The organism is Winogradskyella sp. KYW1333 (genome assembly GCF_003335675.1).
GTDB lineage: Bacteria > Bacteroidota > Bacteroidia > Flavobacteriales > Flavobacteriaceae > Winogradskyella.
Genome location: NZ_QPHL01000017.1, coordinates 481,935 through 505,161, shown reverse-complemented (window position 1 = coordinate 505,161; position 23,227 = coordinate 481,935). Strand labels below are relative to the sequence as shown.

13 protein-coding genes are annotated in these 23,227 nt (G+C 34.5%); 3 read left to right on the top strand and 10 right to left on the bottom strand.

Annotated features, from left to right (window positions below):
• Nucleotides 1-71 precede the first annotated feature (71 nt).
• From DUZ96_RS12095 to DUZ96_RS12050, 10 genes are all read right to left on the bottom strand, one after another.
• On the bottom strand, nt 72-2,198 hold the full coding sequence (locus tag DUZ96_RS12095; RefSeq protein ID WP_114302191.1) for a glycoside hydrolase family 97 protein: 2,127 nt from the start codon (nt 2,196-2,198) through the stop codon (nt 72-74).
• Between the two features lie 2 nt (nt 2,199-2,200).
• Nucleotides 2,201-3,880 carry an alpha-amylase family glycosyl hydrolase gene (locus DUZ96_RS12090; RefSeq protein WP_114302190.1) on the bottom strand — a complete coding sequence of 560 codons (1,680 nt, stop codon included), beginning with the start codon at nt 3,878-3,880 and terminating at the stop codon, nt 2,201-2,203.
• 2 nt (nt 3,881-3,882) lie between these two features.
• Nucleotides 3,883-5,778, bottom strand: coding sequence for an alpha-amylase family glycosyl hydrolase (locus DUZ96_RS12085; protein ID WP_114302189.1), 1,896 nt, complete (start codon nt 5,776-5,778; stop codon nt 3,883-3,885).
• Nucleotides 5,779-5,785: 7 nt separating this feature from the next.
• Nucleotides 5,786-8,221 (bottom strand): TIM-barrel domain-containing protein, encoded by a 2,436-nt coding sequence (locus DUZ96_RS12080; RefSeq protein WP_114302188.1) that lies wholly within the window; start codon nt 8,219-8,221, stop codon nt 5,786-5,788.
• Between the two features lie 105 nt (nt 8,222-8,326).
• Nucleotides 8,327-9,208 (bottom strand): alpha/beta hydrolase, encoded by an 882-nt coding sequence (locus tag DUZ96_RS12075; protein WP_258774384.1) that lies wholly within the window; start codon nt 9,206-9,208, stop codon nt 8,327-8,329.
• 104 nt (nt 9,209-9,312) lie between these two features.
• Nucleotides 9,313-11,259 carry a glycoside hydrolase family 13 protein gene (locus DUZ96_RS12070; RefSeq protein ID WP_114302186.1) on the bottom strand — a complete coding sequence of 649 codons (1,947 nt, stop codon included), beginning with the start codon at nt 11,257-11,259 and terminating at the stop codon, nt 9,313-9,315.
• A 44-nt stretch (nt 11,260-11,303) separates the two neighbouring features.
• Nucleotides 11,304-13,610, bottom strand: coding sequence for a glycoside hydrolase family 65 protein (locus DUZ96_RS12065; protein ID WP_114302185.1), 2,307 nt, complete (start codon nt 13,608-13,610; stop codon nt 11,304-11,306).
• Between the two features lie 36 nt (nt 13,611-13,646).
• Nucleotides 13,647-14,303: a beta-phosphoglucomutase gene (pgmB, locus tag DUZ96_RS12060; RefSeq protein WP_114302184.1), complete on the bottom strand. Its 657-nt coding sequence runs from the start codon at nt 14,301-14,303 to the stop codon at nt 13,647-13,649.
• 10 nt (nt 14,304-14,313) lie between these two features.
• Entirely contained in the window at nt 14,314-15,663 is a 1,350-nt protein-coding gene (locus DUZ96_RS12055; protein ID WP_114302183.1) for an MFS transporter, read from the bottom strand.
• Between the two features lie 130 nt (nt 15,664-15,793).
• Complete coding sequence (locus DUZ96_RS12050) at nt 15,794-16,840, bottom strand: LacI family DNA-binding transcriptional regulator (protein ID WP_114302182.1); 1,047 nt, start codon at nt 16,838-16,840, stop codon at nt 15,794-15,796.
• 281 nt (nt 16,841-17,121) lie between these two features.
• Here DUZ96_RS12050 and DUZ96_RS12045 point away from each other — a divergent pair, with 281 nt between their 5' ends.
• From DUZ96_RS12045 to DUZ96_RS12035, 3 genes are read left to right on the top strand one after another with little or no spacing between them, the layout of a single operon-like run.
• Entirely contained in the window at nt 17,122-20,019 is a 2,898-nt protein-coding gene (locus DUZ96_RS12045) for a SusC/RagA family TonB-linked outer membrane protein (RefSeq protein ID WP_114302181.1), read from the top strand.
• A gap of 6 nt (nt 20,020-20,025) precedes the next feature.
• A complete protein-coding gene (locus DUZ96_RS12040; protein ID WP_114302180.1) occupies nt 20,026-21,966 on the top strand; it encodes a RagB/SusD family nutrient uptake outer membrane protein in 1,941 nt (646 codons plus the stop codon).
• Nucleotides 21,967-21,984: 18 nt separating this feature from the next.
• Entirely contained in the window at nt 21,985-23,169 is a 1,185-nt protein-coding gene (locus DUZ96_RS12035) for a SusE domain-containing protein (RefSeq protein ID WP_114302179.1), read from the top strand.
• The last annotated feature ends 58 nt before the right edge of the window (nt 23,170-23,227 follow it).

Here is a 23,227-nt window from a genome sequence, read left to right as displayed (position 1 = left end):
CAATTTTTTAACCCCTAATTCCTACACCCGACTATGAAATTACTATGAAAACAAATTTATTGTCTATTGACTTATGACTTAGTCATTTTTTTTAAACTTAAAGCAAAACCACCGCCTTCAGCCAATTGAACATCTAAACTAGACTGATTATTTAAATCTAGTTTTTCAATCAATATGTCAAGAGGATTATTATCCCAATGGGCTTTAGGACCGTCTTTATATAGGATTGCCTCATAATCTTGATTTTCATCTAAAAAATCAAAATCCAACTTAAAAGATACTGAATTTTCATCTGTTATTCCTCCGACAAACCAGTTGCCAGTGCCTTTTTCTTTTCTTGCAATAGTCACATAATCACCAACTTCACCATTCAAAACCGTAGATTTTTCCCAATCTACACCAACGTCTTTTATAAATTGTAATGGCTCGGGATTTGCCTCATAATGCTCAATTAAATCTGCCGCCATTTGTACCGGACTATATATCACAATATATAATGCTAATTGTTGTGCAAGCGTAGTATTTACTTGACTTTCTTCCTTGTACTCATCAAATTTAATATTGAATATTCCAGGTGTAAAATCAATAGGTCCTGCCAACATTCTTGTGAAGGCCACAGTAGGCAAATGACTAGGAGGGTTACCTTTTTCAATTGACCAGGCATTAAATTCTTGTCCACGCAGACCTTCTCTAGAAATGGCATTAGGATAGGTTCTTCTTAACCCTGTTGCCTTAATTGGCTCATGTGCATTAACCGCAACTTGATATTTTGCTGCTTTTTCAACAGCATTATTATAATGATTCACCATATACTGACCATGGTGATACTCACCATCTGGTAAAATTTTTCCAACGTACCCGGACTTGACAGCATGCATACCGTATTTCTGCATTAATGCATATGCAGTATCCATTTGCTTTGTATATGTCTCTGTTGCAGCGGATGTTTCATGATGCATAATAATTTCAACACCTTTTTCTCTCGCATAATTTGTTACTTCTTCAAAATCATAATCAGGATAAGGGGTCACAAAATCAAAAACACCTTCACGATCAGGAAAACCGATCCAACGCTCCCAACCAGTATTCCAACCTTCAACTAAAACGCCACCGATATTATTTTTTGCAGAAAAATCTATAAAGCGTTTTACATTTTCTGTTGTTGCACCATGCCTTCCATGAGCCTTACCAGTATCAACCCATTTACCATCAACTTGTTCCATACCATAATCCCATGATGATTTATTTAAGTGCATTTCCCACCAAACACCTGTATACTTCATTGGTTTAAACCAGGATACATCACCAATTTTATTTGGTTCATTAAGATTTACTATGAGATTTGATTCTATTAATCCAGCTGCATCTTCAGATATTTGCACTGTTCTCCAAGGTGTATTAAATGGTAAACTTCTTCTTACCTTATAATCTTTATTTTCACTACCAACTAGAATACTTTTAAACTTTAGGTTCTCCTTATCTACACCAAGTGTCATATCTGAATAATCGATCAAGGATGCCTCATGAAAACTTAGATGTAAGCCTTTATCTCCAATCAACGTAGTGGGTGTATTTACAGCATTATTAGGAATATAGGTTTGGGCAAGATTTGGATGATCGCGCTTACTAATTGCATCAATTTCAGAAAACATAGTCTCTGAATACAAATGCTCATAAATATCCCAATCTCCAGGAATCCAAAATGTTTTATAATCTTCGGTTAGATTAAACTCCGTTTGCTCCTCCTTAATTAAGGCTTCCGCCCAACCTTCTTGCTCTGGGAATTCATATCTAAATCCAATTCCATCATCATATACTCTAAAAACAACGTTAAGTTGTCTTTTTAAATCAGTTGTTTCTTGAAGTTTAATATCAAGTTGATTGTATTTATTTTTTACATCAATTTGTTCTCCCCAAGGCATCTGCCAAGTTTCATCAAATGAACTTATCTCAGCAGTCATTATTTTTAAATTAGAATCAATAGCTTCTGCATTTGTGAATTCAAATCCCAAATACGAGGTATCGATTACCACTCCATTATTGTACTTTACCGAATAATATGGTTGCCCTTTATCATTAATATTAAACTCAACTTTAACCTTTGATTCTGGAGAAGAAACTTCTATCATTTCATTATTATTTTCCGAACATCCTAATAATGACACAATTAAAACAAGTGTAAATAATTTAATTTTCATAGTTATATTTTTTCTAGTAACACAATATCAAATTCTGAATCAATCACAACGCGACCATCAACCACTTTGGTTTTTTTACCTGAGTACGCATCTCTTATGTTGTCCTCATCTTTAAACATTTTAGAGACGTCAATAGATTTTGCACCCTTATGAACATCTAACCCAATAACCACTAAATCTCTAAAACCACCTTTCTGATAAGTTCTATAAAAATAATAAGGTTGTGCAGTAATCATCTGATGCTTTCCAGCTCCAACAGCAGGATGGTTGGCTCTAAATTGACCTAATTTTTGCCAATGCTTTAAAATGCTCTTTCTAGCGTCATCTGTGGCAATTTCATCCCAATTCATTTTAGATCTTAATGTTGCATCTCCAACAGTTCCTTCAATAACCAAGGAGCGTGCTGATTCATCACCATAATACACTTGTGAGGCACCAGGTGAAAGCAATAGCTTGTTTGCTGTTTCGAATGGTTTTTTCCGGTCTGAATCGAATGGTTGACCATCATCATGGGAGCTTAAATAATTTAAAACACCATAACCTTTCAAGTCATTTTTAAGCTTTTGGTCATACTTTCTGAAAAGTGTTTCAGCTTGTAATTCTTTCGCGTTCCACTTAAATTCAAAGTTGATTTGTTGCGTAAACATATCATCATAATAGTTTACTTTTTTATCTCCAAAATCAAAGTATTTTCCTCCTGAAATTCCATAATTGTAAACTTCTCCAACCAGATAAAAGTCGTTGTTATCTATTACTTTATTTGGGTTATTTTTCTTGAATTCGGTGAAAGCGTAATCACACTCTTTCTTGAATTCTGACCATACGTATTCTTCAGTATGCTTTACCGTATCACAACGATATCCGTCGATTCCAAATTCCGTTATGTAATCAGTCAACCATTTCATAATGTAAAAACGAGGTGCTCTAGGATGTCCTGTTCGTTCAAAAAAAGAATCTAATTCCGCTACTTCTTGGTCATAGCGTCCTTCTGCTTTCCATTTTTCAACCAATTGAGGTGGTAATTCAACTTCCTCATTACTTTCAGTCTTAATGTCTGGTAGGTTCTTAACCAAAGTACATGTAATAGTATTTTCGTAATTATCATATTTACATTGCGGTTCTGTCCTTACCCAATCACTTGGCCAAACCGGATCTTTATGGGTGACAGGACCTATATGGTTTATAACTGCATCTAAGACAATTCTTATATCCTTTGCATGTGCTTCTTTAACCAACTCATGTAAATCTTCCTTTGTACCATAATTAGGGTCTATGCTGGTCCAGTCCTTAGTCCAATAACCATGAAAACCATATGACAACCCAGTTCCTTCATCTGTTGCTCCATGAATCTGCTCAACTATTGGTGTCATCCAGATGGCGTTAATACCTAAATCCGTGAAATATCCTTCCTTAACTTTTTGAGTAACACCTTTAATATCACCACCCTCAAAACCTCTAAGTTTACCAGGCTCTTTAGTTCTGTCAAAATTTATGTCATTCGATATATCACCATTATTAAAGCGATCTGTTAGCAAGAAATAGAGATTTGCCCCTTCCCAAACAAAAGGAGTGCTAGAAGTTGTTGTCTCTTCAACTTTATCTTGAGTTTGTTCTTGATTAGATGTGTTTTTGCATGTCATCACCGATAGACAAATAGCTACTGTTAAAATTATATATTTCATTTTTAATGGTTGATTTTTAAAATAAATGATTGTAATGGTTCAATGTCAATTCTAACTTCTGCTTTACCATTTATAACTTTTAAGGTTGAATTATATTGATCATAAAGTTGATCTTCTACCTTATATTCTCCATTGTCTAAACCTAGTTTTTCAATAAGTCCTTCAGGTAACTGAAGTTCAAACCCATACGTATTATCTACATTGAAATTAGAAATGACTATCAATTGTTCATCTTCATTCCATCTTACAAAAGACAATACTTTATCATTGTACCATTCTGTATTTTGCTGATTGTATAAATGAATATCTTGATAATTACCCATCAAGGCAGAACTATTAATTGTGAAATTGAGTAGTCTCTTGTAAAAATCCCGTAATTCTAACTCTGATTCTGTAGATTGACCGCCATCAAATTTCTTGTCATTTACCCAGCGAACCAAACTTGGAACAGACCCATAATCGAATATTGACGTGCGCGTAGGATCGCCAAAGCCTAAATCTTCTGCACCAGGTTCTCCAAACTCTTGAGCAAAATAAATCATTGTTGGTGAAGTCGAAGATGTGGCTGAGACTACCATTGCCGGCTTCCCTTTATTTGGGTCTCCGGCAAAATCTGGGCTCGCTATACGTTGTTCATCATGATTTTCTAAAAAATGAAGCATATGATGCTCTATATCGGATAATTCATCTAAAATTGGAGGGATATTATCTGTTTTACCATATCCTTGCATGACATGCTTTAGTGTATCATAGAGTTGAACTTTATCATAGAGATAGTCCATTTTTCCTTTTTTAATGTAATCTCTGTACAAATGCGGTTGATATACTTCAGCCAATAAGAAGGCTTCTGGATTCTTCATTTTTATATGCGAGTTCATATAACTCCAAAACTCAACTGGCACCATTTCTGCCATATCAAAACGGAATCCGTCCACACCTTTAGCCAACCAATACAATGCAATATCCTTAAATTTTATCCATGAATCTGGAACTGTTTTATCTTGCCAGAATTTGAAATGTGCTTCATAATCTTCATTTTCAAAACCAGTAGGAAGCTCATCGAAATCTTTTGAACCATCTGGACTTATACCATAATTAATCTTAACAGTTTCGTACCAATCATTGACATTAGGTTTTGATGCTCTAGAACCATTACCTGTCCATTTGGCTGGATTTTCGTCAAATTTACCATCAATCAAAGGGTGGCTTTCACCTCCTAATGGCTGATATCCATTTTGCCAATCTGGAACCTGAAAAGATTCACCAGGATTATAATAAAAATTGTTGTTTACAGAATAGGTTACGGACGTATCATCATCTTCACCAAAGTCTTTAATACCTTCAGGAAGGGTTAAACTTTTATAATTACGAGCAACATGGTTTGGTACAATATCAATAATGAGTTTAAGACCAACTTTATGTGTTCGTTCTATCAAAGCCTGGAATTCTTCCAAACGATTTTCAACATTATCAGCCAAATCTGGGTTAACATTATAATAGTCCTTAACTGCATATGGTGATCCTGCCCTACCTTTCACAACATCGGGATCATCATTTGAAATTCCATATTGAGTGTAATCTGTAATTATATCGTGATGGGGTACACCTGTGTACCATATATGAGTAATACCAAGTTCTTTAATTTCCTTTAGTGCTTTTTCGGTTAAATCACTGAACTTACCAACACCATTTTCCTCAATTGTTCCCCATGGTCTATTTGTGGTATTTGTATTCCCAAAAAGTCTTGTAAAAACTTGATAAATAACTACTTTTTTCTTCATGCTATTTTTAAGATGTTCTGTTTTAATCGTTTCTGATTTTTCTTGTTTTATGTCACTTTTACATCCCATGACACTAAAGATACTAATTGCAAATATGACAAGTTGATAGTGTTTCATTTATGGATTATTTTCTTAGTTTAATGCGTACTTTCTTCTCAGTATTTGTATCCCAATCAATACTTAATGTTAAGGTCTTATATTGAGAATTGTATGTTTCATTAACTTTCTCATTATTAATCTTAATACGTTTTGGTTTCTTTTCTATATTATGAATTGTAAAATCAATGGTTTTTGTCCTAGGTTTAAAATTCTTGCCATTATTAGCATTGAATTCAATTTCTAACCATGATTCCCTAATCTTTGCTTCAAAATGTAAAGTTTGATACGCTCCATTTTCGAAAGTATTTGTTGTAATACCATCATCCATATAAAGGTGACGTTGGGATTCTGAAACTGTAACATCATGATAATACTGCAATTGCAAATAACCGTCATCATAGGATTTTGTAGACTGTATTAGTTTTGCCAGTGGTATAAAAGATCCTCCTCGTACATAAACAGGAATAAAACTTTCACTTAACGTTACGCTCTTTTTTTGACCGCCTTCAATAACTTCATCAGTCTCAATATCAAACCACATAGAACCTTTTGGAAAATAAACCTCTTGAGTCTTCTTACCTGCCTCTAAAACTGGAGAAACAAGAATATCATTTCCCCATAAATACGCATCAGAATACTCTAATAAATCGGCATTATTAGGTTCCTCAAAAAACAAAGGACGCATTAATGGCCTACCCTTAAAATGATTCTCAACCATCAAATGGTAATTGTATGGCAACATCCTATATCGCATCTGAATTGCGAAATTTGCAAGTTTTTTAGCTTTTTCACTTCTATAAACAGGTTCACTGGCTAGGGTTTCATCCGCATGAGGTCTAAATATTGGTTGAAACACACCATACTGCAACCAACGCGCATAAAGCTCATCATCAAGGTTTGCGCCTGCAAATCCACCTAAATCACTATGCATGTATGCAATTCCTTGCATTCCCATTTGCAATGCAATTTCTGGTTGTGGCATAAGCCCTCCCCAACTTCTACTCACATCTCCTGTCCATGGTATCATTCCATAACGTTGCGACCCAGAATAACCGGCTCGCATTAATACAAATGGTCTTCGATTAGGATTTGATTCTAAACTTGCCTCATAGACCAGCTTTGCCCAATTATGACCATAAATATTATGAAGTTCATCTGCCGAACCTGTCTCAAAATTTACCCAATTGGGTAATTCCTCTGGTTCTCCAAGGTCACCCCAAAAGCCATTGACGCCATAGTCTGATAATTTATTATAAATATCTTTAAACCAACGTTCTCCTTTAGGTTTGAAGATGTCTATTATACCACCTTTACCAAAATAAAATTCAAAAACCGCAGGATTGCCAATGGAATCTTTAGCTAGTATATCTTCATTTACTGCCTCCTCCCAGCGCTTTGAAGTCTTAAGAACATAAGGCTCAGTTATTAACGTGGTTTCTACATTTTGAGATTTTAAAACATCTACCATTTTTGTTGGTTCTGGAAAAGAATCTCTATCAAATTCAAAGTTTCCTAGGGTACCTTGAATTTCCTTACCAAACCAATATAAATCTATAATTATGGCGTCTACTGGAATTTCATCTTCCTTAAACTTATCAATAGTTTCTAAAGTTTCTTTTTGAGAGTGGTAGCCAAAACGGCTTGAAAAATTACCAAGTACCCAACGTGGTAGCATTGGCTGTTTCCCAGTTAAATTTGTATAATTTTCTACTACATCATACCAGGTTTTACCTGCCACGATTTGATATGTCTTTCTTCCTGATAACGTTTCATAAGTGAGAGTGTTTTCTTTTTTACTATCTAGATCTAAATATCCAATTGTGGAATTATCAAAATGGAGCATATATTTCTTAGATGACAACACAATAGGTAGGGTGAAATTAAGTAATTCACTATAGGACTGATAACCATATTGTGCTCTATTGTAAAGTGGTAACCTATGCCCTCTTCGGTTCATGTCAAGTGCTCTAGAACCTCCACCATACAAGACCTCTTCTTCGGTAAGATTAAATTCAATTTTTTCAGATGTTTCGGCAATTATATGATCTTTAACTAACTCCATAGATTCATGAGGACTTTTATAATACCCTCTTCTCTCTGAAATCAAAGGATTATCGTTATAGGTATAGCTTATTTTGAAGGGTTCAGTAGTAACAATTACTGATAAGCCTTCAGTCCCATAAGTTATATCATTCCCAACATATTTGTAGTTTGTCTCAACTTTATTAGGTTGCAAAATTACAGCGTGAGAGTTTACATTGGTCTCTTCACCACTAGGTATAAAAGTGGTTTCTAATATCTCTGTTGAATAATATGTAAAGAGATATTTTCCATCATTTGTGGTAACTGAAAATATCCCGTTCTCTTCAGAATGTGACTGGTAAACTCTCTCAGAATTCTGAGAAAATAAACACGTTATGTCAGTTATAATGAATAAAAGACTAAGAAAAAGCTTTCTCATTTGTTTTTAATTTTAATTGTGAAACTTCGAATTGAATCCTATTTCACTTTTCGTTTATAAATCCTCACAAGTCCAAAACTGACTTGTGAGGATTTAAGGTTGCTATTAATCTGTCCTTTTTCCTAATAGGAAAGTCAATGGAATATCTAACCTCTGATTCCACGAGTTTTCTGAGTGGTTGGTACCTTCAAAAAACAGATTACGAGAATCAACGTCTGTATATCCCTTTAGTTTTAATATTCTATCCACTTCTGGTGCATACTGAGGATAATGTGCATCTAAAGTTTCATTGCCATAATCAAAGTAAATTTTATGCTTACCTGCCAATGGAAAATTTTGCTCCATATAACTAAAGATACCCTCAGGAAATGGGTTTTTATCAACTGGTAGTGCACCTACCCAATGCGTTGACAAACAAGCACCACCACCAAATATTTCTGGATATTCAGAAATTGCATACATAGTCATTAAGCCTCCCATACTTGAACCCATAATAAAAGTATTATCTCTGCCTTTATGCACTGAAAAAGAAGAATCGATTATTGGTTTTAATTCCTTAACAATAAATCTCAAGTAATTGTCTCCATTAAGCTTAAACTCTTTTGAACCCGATAAACTTTTTACTTGAACTCTTTCCTCTTCTGAGATAAATTCAAAAGTTTTTTGTGGAAATAAATCTTCCCAGCGTATTTCTGCAATGTTATGTATAGCAACAACAATAAAGTTCTCCGTCTTTTCTTCTTGCATCAATTTTGTGGCCCATTCATCTACTTTCCATTCTTGTTTATTCCAAGTTGAAGGACCATCAAATAACATTTGCCCGTCATGCATATAAAGCACATTGTATATTTTATTTGGTGAATAGTTTTCAGGTAACCAAACATCTACTGGTCTACTTTTTATGAAATTTGAAAGAAATGCTTCTAATCGGAGTATTTTTCCTGCACTCAATTTGACATTCAGCTCTACAAATTCTTTTGTCTCCAATTGTTTATTATTAGTTTCCTTGGTTGAGACACTATCAACTTGTTTATTCTTGCATGAAAATGGAAGAATTAATAGTAGACATATGATAGTGTAATATCGCAATGTTAGATTTTTGTTGTAAACAAATAACTTCCTACAGAATCTAAAACCAACTTATCTGACCAATTGATGGTCTCACCAGTAATAACATTCTTAAGGGTTTTGCCATTAAGCCCAAGCTCCTCAAATCTTGTTAGATCAAGTTCAAAGGAATCGTCGTTTTTATTAATTATGTGAACCAAAGTTTCACTATCATTATAACGCGCCAATACATATGTTTTATTCTCAGGGGCAAAATGCTTTGTTTCACCATTCTGCATGGCTTCACTATTTTTTCTGTAATTCAATATTTTTTTAAGGAAGCGTTGCATATCCTTTTGTTCAGCAGTCAATCCCTCTCCTGTAAATGCATTTACCGTGTCACCTTTCCATCCTCCAGGAAAATCGGTACGGATTAAACCATGATCACCAGGATTGGCAGTATCGTTCATTAGAATTTCAGTTCCATAATAAATTTGTGGTATCCTCGGCATCATTAACATGTAACTTAGTGCCATTTTAGTTTTTGTAGCGTCCTCACCAACCTCTGTATAAATTCTACTCTTGTCATGATTATCAAGAAAAACCATGATATCTTTTGGTGTAACATAAACGAAATCATTGGCCAGTCCTTCATATAGTTTCACCAACCCTTTATCCCATGATTCTTCTTCTTTTAAGCCATCAATAATTGCCTTTTGCATTGGGAAATCCATTGAAGATTTTAAGTTAGACTTATAACCATCTGCATTATCTTTACCATCTTGCCAATAGGCAACTAAAAGAGGGTTATAACTCCATTCTTCTCCTACTATTGAGAAATTTGGATACTCTTTCATAATCGCTCCTGCCCAATCACTCATAAAATCTTTATCTGGATAAGGATAAGTATCTTGACGAATACCACCTAATCCTAAAGTTTCAATCCACCAAATACTATTCTGAATAATATAATTTGCCATAAATGGATTACGCTGATTTAAATCTGGCATACCTTCTACAAACCAGCCATCTGTATTCCCTTTATGGTCAACATTTGAAGCATATAAATCTTGATTTGTAGTACGCCTATGATTAGAATACGTAGTAACCTCCCAATTCCAATTATCTATATGCTCTTCATAATTTTCTTGGAAATTAACCCAATCCTTAAAAGGTAAATCTTTCATCCACCAATGTTCTAAACCACAGTGATTTGCCACCTGGTCCATGATTAACTTCATACCTCTCTCCTTTAATTTAGAAGAAAATTCTTTGTATTCATCTAATGTACCTATTCGAGGATCTACTTTATGATAATCTGTAATCGCATAACCATGATATGAACCTTGCGGCATATCATTAATTAAAACTGGTGTTGGCCAAACCGCAGTGTATCCCAGTTCATGGATATAATCTATACTGTTAATCATACCTCTTAAATCTCCACCATGTCTTTCATAACCTTCAGATCTGTCAATATTAGTTTGTTTTAGACCCTCAATAATATCATTTGATGGGTCCCCATTTACAAAACGGTCTGGAGTAATAAGAAAAATTACATCAGAACTGTCAAAACCTAAGTAGTCTTCGGCGGACCTTTGTCGTTCTTTCAATTCATAAGTTTGTTTTAATTCTGAACCGTCATCTTGTTTAAAAACAATATTAAACTTACCAGACTTTGCACTCTTTGATAGCTCTAAATCTAAAAACAAATAATTAGGACTATCAGCTTTATTAACCTTTACTAAGTTTACTCCTTGATGCGAAATATCTACATGCGAAGAACCAATATTTGGATGTTTAACTAATAGCTGTAATTTTTGATTTTTTAAACCAATCCACCAATGAGGCGGTTCTACTTTATCAATTTCATTTGATTCAACAATTGTTGTCTTTAATGAATTAACTTCATCAGAATTTGAAACGCTCTCTTGACAAGACATCAGAACCATTAATATAAATACCGTTAGTATTCTAAATGCGTTTTTCATACGTCTAATTTTTTAAATAAATTTTTGAGGCGTAATAATTACAATTAAACAGTCACCAAATTATTCGGTGTTATTGTTACTTCCTTTTCATCCACTATAATTTGTAAATCTTCATCTCCTTCTAATTCAAAATGTGTTTCGTTTTGATTCACAATTACCTTTATTATTTGATTTCTAAAATTTACATTGAATGAATAGCCATCCCATTGCTCAGGGATTTTTGGTTCAAATGTCAGCTGATTATTTCTAACTCGCATACCTCCAAAACCTTCAACTATACTCATCCATGTACCAGCCATTGATGTAATATGTAGTCCTTCATGCACTTCATGATTATAATCATCTAAATCTAATCTTGATGTTCTTAAATAAAAGGTATATGCCTGTTCCATTCTATCTAATTTGGCCGCTTGGATACTATGTACACATGGTGACAAGGAACTCTCGTGCACAGTAAATGGTTCATAAAAATCAAAATGACGCCCTAATTCCTCTTTAGAAAAATGATCTTCAAAAAAATAAAATCCTTGCAAGGTATCTGCTTGTTTGATATATGGTGAACGCAATATTCTGTCCCAGGACCATTTTTGATTTATCGGTCGTTGCGACTTATCTAAATCAGCTACAGTTATCAATTCTTTATCTAAAAAACCATCTTGTTGAAGAAATACATTATGATCTTCTGAATAAGGGAAATACATATTATCAGCTACAGATTTCCATTCTGAAATTTCAGCTTTAGATAATTTTACTTTATTCAAAATCCTTGTGAAATCAGTGGTGAATTCTGATTCTATCTTTTCTATGTTTTCAACTGTATAATTTATACACCATTGGGCAATATAATTTGTATACCAGTTATTATTAACGTTATTCTCATACTCATTAGGACCGGTAACGCCAAGAATGACATACTTGTTTTTTTCTGCAGAATAAGTGGCTCTTTGATGCCAGAACCTTGCAATGCCAATAAGAACCTCTAGTCCCATTTCTGGAATATAACTGTAATCTCCTGTATATCTATGGTAGTTATAAATTGCAAAGGCTATTGCTCCATTTCTATGAATTTCCTCAAAAGTAATTTCCCATTCGTTGTGGCACTCCTCTCCATTCATGGTTACCATTGGGTATAATGCAGCACCATTACTAAAACCTAGTTTTTCTGCATTTTTAATGGCCTTTTCTAAATGTTTATATCTATACGTTAGTAAGTTTCTTGCAACGCTCTGATCTTTGGTAGACATATAAAAAGGAATGCAATAGGCTTCTGTATCCCAATAGGTGCTTCCTCCATATTTCTCACCAGTAAATCCTTTAGGTCCAATGTTAAGTTTTGGGTCAGTCCCTAAATATGTTTGATTTAAATGAAAAATATTAAATCGAATACCTTGCTGTGCCTTAACATCACCATTAATAGTAATATCAGCCATGTCCCAAATTTTAGCCCATGATTTCTTTTGATTACTTAGTAATTGTGAAAACCCAGCTTGAGTTGCTTTGGCCAAAGCAACTTTTGTCTCTGCAATTAAAGCATCTTTATCATGGTTTCTACCCGAAGTATAACCGCCAAATTTATGGATTGAAAACACTTCTTGTTGCTTAACTGAAATATTATAAATGAAACTGATCTTATTATCAGTCTCAATCACTTGTGGTTGCAAACCTGCGTTTTGATCGTTGACAAGACATTCTGATTGCATAAATGTACAGGTATGAAAGTTGGTTTTCATAGTCTGTGCTTCTATAAATGCCTGGTCGTTTTCAACCACTAAATTTGAAATATTCCAAAATTTATCATCCCAGTTTGAGTCTTCATTAGTAATTGCCCCATCTATATATGGTGTAATTACAAGATCTGCATCAATATTTAGTGGTGTTATTGAATATTCTATAGCTCCAATTTCATCCAATTCTAAACTTAAAAAGCGTTTTGTATTGACCTGAATCTCACCACCATTATGCAGGGTGTACTTAAAGCTTCTTAAGAGCAAACCTTCCTTCATATTCAATTCCCTTCTGAAATTTTCCACTTTTTTACAGGAATACAAATCGATTTGCTCACCATTGACATTAACATCAATTCCAATCCAACTAGGCGCATTTAAAACCTTTGCAAAATATTCTGGATAACCATTTTTCCACCAGCCTACACGTGTTTTGTCTGGATAGTAAACGCCGGCAATATAACTTCCTTGAAATGTTGGCCCAGAATAGTGTTCTTCAAAATTGGCACGTTGCCCCATGGCTCCATTACCAATACTGAATATACTTTCTGATGCTTTTACATTATCTGGATTGAATCCTTCTTCTATGATTGACCATTCGTTAGGTATGATATAATCTAAATTCATTTATATTTCTTTGAATGCTATAAAATGCATTCGATTTTAATTATTAATTAGTGTATTTATAAATTTTTCTGAAATCTCAGTAAAGTCTTTAAAGACATAATCTGCTTCTCCTAAAACCTCTTCGCTTCCAATACCTATTGAAATCATTTTCGCGGTATTTGCAGCTTGGACTCCTGCGACTGAATCTTCAAAAACAATACAGTTTTCTGGCTCTATATTTAAAAGTTTAGCAGCGATTAAAAAGACCTCTGGATCTGGTTTGGCCTTACTTACATCAGTACCATCTACAACGGCATCAAACATATCTTTTACATCAACTTTCTCTATTATATAACGTGCATTTTTACTTGCAGACCCTAATGCTATTCCTTGTTTTTTATTCTTAATAAATGTAAGCCTATCTTTCACTTCTGGTAATAACTCAGACTCATTCATTTTATTGATATAAGATAAATATTCATCATTTTTTGTTGCCATAAGTCGAGTAAACTCATCCTGAGGCAAGGTTTTATTTCCCCAAGATAAAATCTTTTCTAGAGACCTAACTCTGCTTACGCCTTTAAGTTGTTCGTTTTCTTTTTCTGTAAAATCAATACCCAAACTATTGGCCAATTCTTTCCAGGCCAAATAATGGTATTTTGCTGTGTCTACTATGACACCATCAAGATCGAATATGAATCCTTTTTTATTCATTTATAAACTTTTAATTTTCAACAACAGTATCATCAACATCCTTCACTCTAGAAACTAGAAGTGCAGCAATAATAAATGACACACCACTTAAAACCAATGCAAAAATTGGTCTGTCGTTGTATAGATATTTAACCATGGGTCCGCCAATAAGGGCATTCAGTATTTGTGGAAGAACAATGAAGAAATTAAATATTCCCATGTAAACTCCCATTTTTCTTGCTGGTATGGAGCCAGCTAATATAGCATATGGCATTGCAAGAATACTTGCCCAAGCTATACCAACTCCTACCATAGATAATATTAACCAATTTTTATCTGGTAATATATATAATGACAACAACCCTAAAGCACCTATGATTAGTGAATAGGAATGTGTTTTTTTACGGCTAATTTTTTTAGCAATTGCTGGCAGAAAGAATGCATATATGGCAGATACCAGATTATAAACACCAAATAATATCCCAACCCAATCACCAGCATCCTGAAATCCTTTACTATGGGTGTCGGTAATATCTAGTCCATAAATATGTGATGCAATTGCAGGTGTGGCAAAAACCCACATACCAAATAATCCAAACCAAGAAAAGAATTGAACCCAAGCCAATTGTTTCATGGTTTCTGGCATTTTGGCAAAATCTGAGAAAATATTTAAAAGACTAGACGATTCTTCTTCAACCTCCTCTTCTCTTTCTGAGGCATGAATTAATGCCATTTCTTCGGGTGAATATTCTTTAGTAGTAATAACTGTTACCAAAATACTGCCAATAAGTACAACTGCACCAATAAAAAATGATAATAATAAATTAAGAGGCACTTCACCAACCGATGCTTCATTTGTAACCCTAAACCAGTTGGTCAAAACATATGGTAGCCAAGAACCTATTACAGCTCCAATACCAATTAAAATTGTTTGAACGCTATAACCAAGTGTTCTTTGGTCTGAAGGTAACACATCTGCAACAAGAGCTCTAAATGGCTCCATAGCAATGTTAAATGAGGCATCCATTATCATTAACATACCTGCTCCAACCCATAAAGCTGGCATAAATGCAGTAAACATATCTGAATTTGGCATTAAGATGAGGCCAAGTGATGCTAGAATAGCACCGACTACGAAATATGGTCTTCTTCTACCTAGTTTTGTCCATGTTCTATCACTATAGTGACCGATTATGGGTTGAACAATTAATCCTGTTAAAGGTGCGACAATCCAAAACCATGAAAGTTCGTGAACATCGGCTCCGAAAATTTGAAGTATTCTACTCGCATTAGCATTTTGAAGGGCGAAACCCATCTGTACTCCTAGAAAACCGAAACTTAAATTCCAAATTTCCCAAAAGCTTAATCTACGCTTTTTCATTAATAGTATGTTTAACTTAATACTATTCTGACAAGCTATAACTCATCAAAACTTAAAAGAGAAGTGAAAATATAAGTTTTGATTCAGTTGGTAAATATAGTTATTTTTTTAAATTGACAATACCAATATTTTATTTCGTTGATTCTCTTTCAACAAGATCCGTAGTAATTATAACTGTTTGAAACTGTTCTTCAATATCTGTATTTTCAGATTCTAATTTATCAATTAAAAGGTGAGCAGCCTTCTCGCCCATTTGCTGTGCATGTTGGCTAACAGTTGTTAGACTTGGTGTTGCGTGTTTTGACAAAACACCATCCGTAAAACCAATTACCTGAACATTGTTTGGCACATCTAAACCAAGTTTACGCGCAACTTTCATAGCATATAAAGCATACAATTCATTAACGGCAAATACACCGTCAATCTTAGGGTTAGTTTTGAAAAGTTGTTCAATTTCCGATTCTAAAATTTCAAGATTTTCTTCATAGTCAGGTGTATCACCCATTTTTAGGATAAGATCCGCTTCGGGAGTAATATTGTGATCTTGAAGGGCATCTAAATAACCTTGTGTTCGTAACTTACCAACACTAACATAGTCTTTGGTTGTTATTAAGGCAATGTTTTCGCATTTATTCTCAATTAACTTTTCTACCGCTCTTTTAGCACCATTAAAGTCATTGACCACAACTTTATCACAATTTATATCAGATACCACACGATCAAACATTACTATAGGCATTCCCTGATTCATTGTTTCATTGAAATGATGGTAATCCTGAAGTTGTTGAGTTTCTTTAGAAATTGAAATGATAAAACCATCAATACTCCCATTCGCCAACATCTCCATATTAATAACTTCCTTTGAGAATGATTCATTAGAAAGTCCAATAATCACGTTATAACCTCTTTGGTTGGCCACGAGTTCTACACCTCGAATTACCTTTGAAAAGAAATGATGTACAATCTCAGGAATTATAATACCAATAGTATTTGTCTTTCTATTTTTAAGGCTTAATGCAATATTATTTGGTCTGTAATTATAGAGCTTAGCAAAAGCCTGGATTTTTTGCTTAGTATCTTCACTGATTTCCGGGCTATCCTTAAGTGCTTTTGACACTGTAGAAATAGAAACATCTAGTTCTCTTGCAATTTGTTTCAAGGTAATTTTCCTCCTCATAATTATGTAACATTATCGTACTCAAAGGCGAATATAATCTAAAATTAAATCTTAAAGCAGTTGACAGATTTTAAATTTAACATTGAATAATTGAGATATTATCATTTTTTCAATAAATTTCTAATAGAGTTAAACAGAATTAAAAAGTTTTTAACACTATAACGTTTTCGTAATACATGTCATGTTTTTTAACATCGCTACAACGGTAATTTTACATAGATTTAGCACGAGAAGTGAAAATATAAATCAATTAACTAAAGCAATTAATTTAAAAATACTGTATGAAAACAATCTTTAATGCTTTACTGTTTTGCCTTTTAATGGTGCCCACAATTTTTATGGCACAATCAACCGTTTCAGGTACAGTAACAGATGAAGCAAACGCAATGCCTTTACCTGGTGTAAATGTCATTATTAAAGGCACATCTAGGGGTACTTCCACAGATTTTGATGGAAACTACACTTTAGAGATTAATCAAGGAGAAACCATCGTGGTTTCTTATTTAGGTTATACAACACAAGAAATTGTTTACAACGGACAATCTAGAGTTGATGTTGCTCTCGTAGAAGATGCTGCTCAATTGGACGAAGTTGTACTTATCGGTTATGGTTCTACTACTAAACAAGATGCCACTGGTGCAGTCGAAAAAGTAGGCGATGAAGAGTTTAACCGTGGTGCAATCGTAGCGCCGCAACAACTTATTGCTGGTAAAGCTGCTGGTGTTCGTATAACAAGTGGTGGAGGTGCTGCAGGTGAAGGTGGAGAAATTAGAATTCGTGGTGGCGCATCTTTATCCGCTACTAACAATCCATTAATTGTCATCGACGGCCTTCCAATTGATCAACGTGGTGGATCACAAGGAAGTAGAAATGCTTTAAATGCAATTAACCCAGCAGACATTGAAGACTTTATTGTTTTAAAAGATGCATCTGCTACAGCAATTTATGGTTCTCGCGCTTCTAACGGTGTAATCCTAATTACAACTAAAAAGGGGACGACCAACCAGCCATTACAATTTGAATATAGTTTACAAGCTTCAACCAGAAGAATAACAAACAAGGTTGATGTTTTAAATGCAAGCCAATACAAACAACTGGCAGAAGACAATGGTGTAGATCCAGCCACTTTTGGTAATTCTGATACGGATTGGCAGGATAAAATATATACTACAGGTATTGGAGCAATTCATAATATAACAGCTTCAAAAGGTTACGAAAATTTTAACTTTAGAGTTAATTTTAACCATGTTTCTCAAGAAGGTCCGTTATTAGGAGATCTATATGAAAGAAACGGATTCAATACATCCTTTGTACATAGATTCCTGGATAATGATTTAAAGCTGACCCTTGTTGCAAAAGGAATTCAAGATGAATACAACTATGCAGATGGTGGCGCAATTGGACAGGCAGTAGCTTTTGATCCGACTCAATCTGTGTTCGATGAAAATGGTGATTACACTCAATTAGGAGCACCTTTGGCACCTGCAAACCCAATTTTCACATTAGAAAACACTAATGACAGACAAACTATAAAAAGAGTTATTTCTAACTTTAATGTTGATTATAGATTCTGGTTCTTAAAGGATTTAAAATTCAATCTTAACGCAGGTATAGATTATGCTGAAAATGATGGATATAGATTTGGACCTGCAAATCCAAATAATCCAGATGCATTTGCTTTTAGAGGTTTTTCAGACGGACTAAACAGAAACACAGCATTAGACTTTTTCTTTAACTACAAGAAAAATGTTGAATCTATAAACACAACGTTAGATATTACTGCTGGTCATGCTTTCCAAGAATTTTATATTCAGTCTAATATAGATAACACCTCTGGTCCTAATATAACAATTGATACTGACATTAATAGAAATGCTTTAGAATCTTATTTTGCCAGAGCAAGTTTCGATATAGCTGACAAGTATTTAATCTCAGCTAGTTTTAGACGTGATGGCTCATCAAGATTCAGTGACGATAATCGTTGGGGTTCTTTCCCAGGTGTTTCTTTAGGTTGGAAAGTTATGAATGAAGATTTTATGCAAGATTCATTCTTCTCTAACTTAAAAGTAAGAGCTGGTTGGGGTGTAACTGGTCAGCAAGAAATTGGACAGAATTACGGTTACTTAGGACTTTACACACCTTCTAGAAATAATTCAGCATTTATTCAGTTTGGTACTGATGTAAATGGCGAACCTATTTTTATTCAAACATTAAGACCGGAAGGATTTGATGAAAATTTAAAATGGGAAGAAACAACTCAGTATAATGTCGCTTTAGATTTTGGACTTTTCAATAATAGATTAACTGGTACAGTTGATGCTTATTATAGAGAAACTGAAGACCTTTTAGCTACTGTACCTGTTCCTGCAGGTTCTAACCTTACAGATTTAATCACAACAAATGTTGGTGCTATAACAAGTAAGGGTATTGAGTTTAGTTTAAATGGAATTATTGCTCAAAAGGATGACTTTGGTTGGGATACCAACTTTAATGTTACATTCCAGGAGCAAGAAATCACTAAGTTAAGCTTAAGTGATGATCCTAATTTCTTTATACAAACAGGAGGAATTTCAGGTGGTGTTGGTAACAATATTCAAATCTGGAAACCAGGATACGACCCTTCTACATTCTTTGTATTTAGACAAGTTTATGACAATGATGGAAACCCAATTGAGGGTGCATATGTTGATGTAAATGGTGACAACCAAATTACTGAAGCAGACAGACAAGCTTACAAAAAAGCTACACCTGATGCATTTATTGGATTTACTAATAACTTCCGTTATAAAAGTTTAGATTTAAATTTCACATTTAGAGGAAGTTTTGGAAACTACGTTTATAATAACGTCGCTTCAGACCGAGGTAACTTAAATGCTATTGTTGGGCAACCAGGTTATAATGCCAATGCACACAATAGTGTATTAGACACAAATTTCACAGGACAGAATTTATTCTCAGATGCATACATACAACGTGCCGATTTTGTGAGATTAGATAATATTTCTCTTGGATATACGCTTCCATTTGAAAAAGTTAAGTTAAGAGCATCATTAACAGCTACTAACCTATTTGTTATTACTGAATATGATGGTTTAGATCCAGAAATAGGAAACGGTATAGAAAACAATTTCTATCCACGTACTAGAGATGTTGTATTAGGATTAAATTTTACCTTTTAAAAAATGATGAATAATTATATAAACAACAGAGCTATGATGTTAAGAACAATTAAAAGTTTATTATTTATCATCACACTTGCATTCTTTATGCAATCGTGTGAAGATAGATTAGACTTACAGCCAGAAGATGAGCGTCTTACTGCCGATTCTGCGTTTGAAGATCCTGCTGCATATGAGCAGTTTCTAGCAAAAATTTATGCGGGTATATCTTTAAGTGGACAGCAAGGACCTGCAGGTGCGCCTGATCTCGCTGGTTTAGATGAAGGATTTTCCAACTATTTAAGATTATATTGGAAAATGCAAGAACTTACAACTGATGAGGCGATTATTGGTTGGAATGACGGTACAATTCAAGACTTACATGGTCAAGTATGGACGTCAGGTAATGAATTTATTAGAACAATGTATACAAGATTAATGTATCAAGTAACATTGTGTAATGAGTTCTTAAGACAAACTACGGATGATAAATTAGATAGCCGAGGGGTTGAAGCTAGTTTAAGAACAGAAATTCAAACCTATAGAGCCGAAGCTCGATTTATGAGGGCATTGACTTACTGGCACGCTATGGATTTATTTGCAAATCCACCATTTGTAACAGAAGATGATCCAACAGGAGCATTTTTACCTGAGCAGATTCAACGTGCTGATTTATTTGATTTTATCGAAACAGAATTATTAGATATTCTGGATGATATGGTTGCGCCACGTCAAAACGAATATGGTAGAGCAGATAGAGCTGCGGCTCAGATGGTTTTAGCAAAAATATACTTGAACGCCGAGGTTTACACTGGTGCATCTCGTTATGCTGACGTTATTACTCAAGTAAACAATATAATTGGTGAAGGATATACTATTCCTCAAATTCCATATTATCATTCATTCTTAGCAGATAATGATTCTAATGGTGCACAAGACGAGGTTATTTTCACCATTCCTTTTGATGGTTTAAGAACCCAAGCTTTTGGTGGTATGACGTTCTTAGTACATGCACCTGTTGGAGGAACAATGGATCCTGCTGACTTTGGTATTAATGGTGGTTGGTTTGGTGTAAGAACAACTCCAACCTTTGTGGATCAATTTAGTTTAGATGATTTTGATCCAGCTGTCGCTACAAGTGCCATCGGACCTTTGTCTGATTGGGGGCTTATTGGTAGTGGCACTCCTAATGGATGGGATGGCCCAGACATTCCGATGGCAGAGATTGATACTAACGTATACCAAGGGTACATTACTTTCATTGATGGAGAAATGAAGTTTAGATTTAACAATGATTGGTCTTTAAACTATGGTCTTGACCCAAGTAGCACAAATCCTAATGCGCTTTCTCAAGATGGGCCTAATATTCCCGTTATGGCAGGTACTTATAAAGTAACTCTTGATGTAAATACATTGATATATTCCATTGATTCTGTAGATGGACGTGAGTTATTATATACTGATGGTCAGAATAAAGATATCGAAGAAGTAGGTCCATTTAATCAAGGATATGCAGTTGCAAAATACAGAAATGTAGATGTAGACGGTAATCCTGGTTCGGACGCCTCTGGTGATCATACAGATATTGATTTCCCAATGTTTAGATTAGCTGATGCCTATTTAATGTATGCAGAAGCCGTCTTAAGAGGTGGTGGTGGTTCTACCAGTACTGCAGTTGATTATATCAACGAAATAAGACAACGTGCTTATGGAAATGCAGGTGGTAATATTTCTGAATCTGATTTAACTCTAGATTTCATTATTGATGAACGCTCAAGAGAACTATTCTTTGAAGCACATCGAAGAACTGATTTAATCAGATTTGGTGAGTTTTCAGACCAAGGTATTTGGCAATGGAAAGGTAATGTGCCTCAAGGAACTACTACTGACTCTTTTAGAGATCTTATGCCAATACCTGCAACAGACTTAGGTATTAATACCAATTTAACTCAAAACCCAGGATACTAATTAACACGATAAATAAAAATGAAAAAAATTTCAATTTTAGGCCTTTTCATCTTTGCCTTAATAAGCTTTAATAGTTGTGAAACGGAAGATGATGTAGTTTTTACAACAGATAATAATGGAGATTTGTCTTTTACAAATAACTTTTCTGCTGAATATCTATTGACACCCCAAACAGCAGCTAATTTAGCGGAGCGTTTCACTTGGGATAATGCTGATGTAGATGTCCCAACAAATATTACCTATCAATTACAGAAGTCTAATTCAGGGGATTTTACGGATTCTGAAACCATTGGTGCAACAACAGGTAATGAAATTTCAATTACCATAGGAGACATGCTTTCTTATGCTGCACAGCTTGGATTGGATTCAGACCCGAATACACCTGCACCAAGCACAGGTGAGGTTCACTTTAGACTGAGATCTTTTGTTGGAGATGGTGGATTAGAAAATTTTGGTGCATCACAAGTACTAAATTTAGTAATGTTAGAAGTAACTGGTGAAGAACAAGCTGTTTGTGATTTAGATCAATACTTCATGGTTGGAGCAGCAGTTAAATTTACAGGTTGGGATTGGGCAACACCTCAAAAAGCTGTCTGTACAGGAACAAATATATATACTGTAAATGTTGACTTAAGAAATAACGTTGATGGAGATGGTAATTTCAGATTCTTCACAACCGAAACGGATTGGGGATCTGGTATTAACTACCCAGGATTTATAGATCAAGGATACACAATAGACCCAATGTTTGAAGATGCTATGGATGGTGACAACAATTTCTTATTCACTGGGCCATCTGGTAAGTATTTCTTAACTGTGGATGCCTTAAATAAGACTATCACACTTGATGACCCAACACCACAGGGTAACTGTGACCTAGATCAAATGTGGGCTGTTGGCGCTGGTTTAACCGATGCAGGGTGGTCTTGGGACACTCCAGTACAATTAATGTGTGAAGGAGATGGTATATATTCTGGTTGGGTTAATTATCTGGCTGAAGGTGATGCTAACTTTAGATTCTTTACAACTGCTACAGATTGGGGTTCAGGATTAAATTACCCTCATTTTGAAGGTGAAGGTTATACAATCGATGTAAACTTTGAAAATGCACAAGATGGAGACTCTAACTTTAGATTTATTGGTACAACAGGGCAATACTACACTACAATAGATACCTTGAATAAAACAATTACTTTAGAGTAGTAGCCTAACAATCTAAATACAATTAATTTAAATTGATAAAGGCTATGTTTTTATGACA

Excerpts from the sequence above, each read along its gene's own strand:
- DUZ96_RS12095 (WP_114302191.1), bottom strand. The coding sequence starts at position 2,198 with ATGAAAATTAAATTATTTACACTTGTTTTAATTGTGTCATTATTAGGA.
- DUZ96_RS12090 (WP_114302190.1), bottom strand. The coding sequence starts at position 3,880 with ATGAAATATATAATTTTAACAGTAGCTATTTGTCTATCGGTGATGACA.
- DUZ96_RS12085 (WP_114302189.1), bottom strand. The coding sequence starts at position 5,778 with ATGAAACACTATCAACTTGTCATATTTGCAATTAGTATCTTTAGTGTC.
- DUZ96_RS12080 (WP_114302188.1), bottom strand. The coding sequence starts at position 8,221 with ATGAGAAAGCTTTTTCTTAGTCTTTTATTCATTATAACTGACATAACG.
- DUZ96_RS12070 (WP_114302186.1), bottom strand. The coding sequence starts at position 11,259 with ATGAAAAACGCATTTAGAATACTAACGGTATTTATATTAATGGTTCTG.
- DUZ96_RS12065 (WP_114302185.1), bottom strand. The coding sequence starts at position 13,610 with ATGAATTTAGATTATATCATACCTAACGAATGGTCAATCATAGAAGAA.
- pgmB (WP_114302184.1), bottom strand. The coding sequence starts at position 14,303 with ATGAATAAAAAAGGATTCATATTCGATCTTGATGGTGTCATAGTAGAC.
- DUZ96_RS12055 (WP_114302183.1), bottom strand. The coding sequence starts at position 15,663 with ATGAAAAAGCGTAGATTAAGCTTTTGGGAAATTTGGAATTTAAGTTTC.
- DUZ96_RS12050 (WP_114302182.1), bottom strand. The coding sequence starts at position 16,840 with ATGAGGAGGAAAATTACCTTGAAACAAATTGCAAGAGAACTAGATGTT.
- DUZ96_RS12045 (WP_114302181.1), top strand. The coding sequence starts at position 17,122 with ATGAAAACAATCTTTAATGCTTTACTGTTTTGCCTTTTAATGGTGCCC.
- DUZ96_RS12040 (WP_114302180.1), top strand. The coding sequence starts at position 20,026 with ATGAATAATTATATAAACAACAGAGCTATGATGTTAAGAACAATTAAA.
- DUZ96_RS12035 (WP_114302179.1), top strand. The coding sequence starts at position 21,985 with ATGAAAAAAATTTCAATTTTAGGCCTTTTCATCTTTGCCTTAATAAGC.